Source organism: Streptomyces sp. NRRL S-920, from assembly GCF_000717945.1.
GTDB lineage: Bacteria > Actinomycetota > Actinomycetes > Streptomycetales > Streptomycetaceae > Streptomyces > Streptomyces alboniger.
In genome coordinates this window covers 1-2,585 of the sequence record NZ_JODF01000125.1, presented here as the reverse complement: position 1 = coordinate 2,585, position 2,585 = coordinate 1, and the positions used below count along the sequence as shown (strand labels likewise).

3 protein-coding genes are annotated in these 2,585 nt (G+C 70.9%); all 3 read right to left on the bottom strand.

Going from position 1 to position 2,585, the window contains the following annotated elements; genetic code table 11:
- The coding region (locus IG54_RS0137030; RefSeq protein ID WP_324615454.1) for a carboxyl transferase domain-containing protein at positions 1–441 on the bottom strand (441 nt) is incomplete at its 3' end.
- Between the two features lie 321 nt (positions 442–762).
- On the bottom strand, positions 763–1,608 hold the full coding sequence (locus IG54_RS0137025) for an ABC transporter permease (RefSeq protein ID WP_030795520.1): 846 nt from the start codon (positions 1,606–1,608) through the stop codon (positions 763–765).
- Positions 1,605–2,537, bottom strand: a complete 933-nt coding sequence (locus tag IG54_RS0137020) for a daunorubicin resistance protein DrrA family ABC transporter ATP-binding protein (protein ID WP_037898458.1) — start codon at positions 2,535–2,537, stop codon at positions 1,605–1,607. The genes IG54_RS0137025 and IG54_RS0137020 overlap by 4 nt, the downstream gene beginning before the upstream one ends.
- Between the last annotated feature and the right edge of the window lie 48 nt (positions 2,538–2,585).

Sequence of the window (2,585 nt, the reverse complement as noted above, 5' to 3'; positions counted from 1 at the left end):
GGCCCCCGCGCCGTCGTTCAGCGAGACCAGCGGAGCACCCGCGGCGATGGCCATGTCCATGATCTTGTGGATCTTCGTGGCGTGCGCCTCACCCAGCGCGCCACCGAAAATCCGGAAATCGTGCGCGTACACGAAGACCGTACGGCCCTCGACCGTGCCCCAACCGGTGATGACACCGTCCGTGTACGGCTTCTTGGCCTCCAGGCCGAAGCCCGTGGCGCGGTGCCTGCGCAGCTGCTCGACCTCTTTGAACGAGCCCGGGTCGAGGAGCAGTTCGATCCGCTCGCGTGCGGTCAGCTTGCCCTTGGCGTGCTGCGCCTCGGTCGCCTTCTCGCTGGGCCCGCGCAGCGCCTGCGCACGGATCTCGTGCAGTTCGGCCACCCGTCCGCGCGCGTCGGTGGGCTCGCCCTCGGTGGAGGCGGTCTCGTCCAAAACGGTCATGTAGCGACCTTACGGAGGGGCCCCGGGAAACGGACCGTCGACTCTGTACAGTCTCCGGGCCGTTTTCCTGGCAGCCCCGAACAGAAGGGGACGGGGTTGCTGAAGAAGTGACTGTTCCGACCGGCGTTCATCTGTAGGGTTTCCACAAAAAGGGGTCCGCGAGGGCGCTCACCGGGGGTCGGCGCCCGGCGAGAGACGTCTCACACCGGTGACGCGCACCGGCCGTATGCGGGCGGCCCGTGCACCGTAACGCTGTCGGCCCCCGCATTGGCGAGGGCCGACAACGTACGAGGGTGTCCGGACCGGGCCCGGACCGACGTCTCAGCGGGTGGCGCCGCGGTTGAACAGGGACCGCGACCACAGGAACCCGACGAGGGCGATCGCTACGCCCCAGCCGACGGCCAGCGGCCCGAACTTGCCGATCTCGTCGCCGAGGAGCAGTCCGCGCAGGGTCTCGATGAAGGCGGTGTAGGGCTGCCACTCGGCGAAGTGGCGCAGCCAGGTGGGCATCGAGTCGAGCGGCACGAACGCACTGCTGAGGAAGGGCAGCAGGAAGGAGAAGGGCAGGGCGACGCTGCTCGCCGCCTCCGGGGCCTTGACCAGCTGGCCGAGCGCGACCGCGAGCCAGGTGAGGGCGAGGCACATCAGGGCGAGGAGCCCGGCGGCGGCGGCCCACTCGACGGGTTCGGCACCGGAGCGGAAGCCCACGAGGAACGCGACCCCGACGACGAGGACGGTGCTGGCCAGCGTCTGGATGACGGCGCCGACGGCACGCCCCGTCAGGACCGAGGAGCCGTTGATCGGCATGGTCCGGAAGCGGGCCACGATGCCTTCGGTCATGTCGATGCAGACGCCGACCGTGGTGGGCAGGACGCCCCCGCCGACCCCCATCAGCAGGATGCCGGGGACGAGGTAGTCGATGTAGTCGTGGGCCCCGCCGCCGCCCATGCCGGCGGACATCGTGCCGCCGAAGACGTAGTTGAAGAGCAGCAGCATGGCGATGGGCATGCTCACCAGGCTGATCGTCATGGCCGGGTAGCGGCGGGCGTGCTTGAGGTTGCGGCGCAGCATGGTCAGGGAGTTGCGCAGCGACGAGGGCGGGACGGGCCTGTGCGAGCGGGTCACGGCCGGGGTCCCGGCGGAGGCAGTGGGGGCGGAGGCGCTCATCGGGTCGTCGCTTTCTCGTTGTCGGGGCGGCCGGTGACGGCGAAGAAGACGTCGTCCAGGTCGGGGGTGTCGATGGTGAGTCCTTCGACCTCGGTCTCCGTGGCCTCGACCCAGTCGAGCAGTGCCTTCACGGACTTCACGCCGCCGTCGCTGGGGACCTGGAGGGTGAGGGAGTCGTCGTCGCGGGTGCCGATGCCGAGGGTGCGGGCGGCGCGGTCCAGCCCGGCGGCGTCGGCGAAGCGCAGCACGACGTGGCCGCCGGGGACGAGGCGCTTGAGCTGGGCGGGGGTGCCCTCGGCGACGAGCTTGCCGCCGCTCAGCACCGCGATGCGGTCGGCGAGCTGATCGGCCTCCTCCAGGTACTGGGTGGTCAGGAAGACGGTGACGCCGTCGCCGACGAGTTCGCGGACCAGCTCCCACATGCCGTGGCGGCTGCGGGGGTCGAGGCCGGTGGTGGGTTCGTCGAGGAAGATGATGCTGGGATTGCCGACCAGGGTCATCGCGATGTCGAGGCGGCGGCGCATGCCGCCGGAGTACGTCGCCGCGGGCCTCTTGGCCGCCTCCACGAGGTCGAACCGCTCGACCAGCTCGGCGGCCAGGTGTCGGGCCTGGCGGCTGCGGTAGCCGTAGAGGTCCGCCATCAGCAGCAGGTTCTCCTCGCCGGTCAGGAGGTTGTCCACGGCGGAGAACTGTCCGGTGACACCGATCGCGGCGCGGACCGCCGCGGGGTCGCGCGCCAGGTCGTGTCCCGCGACGCGCACCTCGCCCCCGTCCGGGGCGATCAGCGTGGAGAGGATCTGCACGGCGGTGGTCTTGCCGGCCCCGTTCGGCCCGAGCAGGGAGAAGATCGAGCCCTTGGGGATGTGCAGGTCGATCCCGTCGAGGACGGTCTTCTCGCCGAACGACTTGCGCAGGCCGGTGGCGGTGATCGCCGCAGGGGTGCCCGTGGGGGGCGGGGGCGGCTGGAGGCGGGGGCC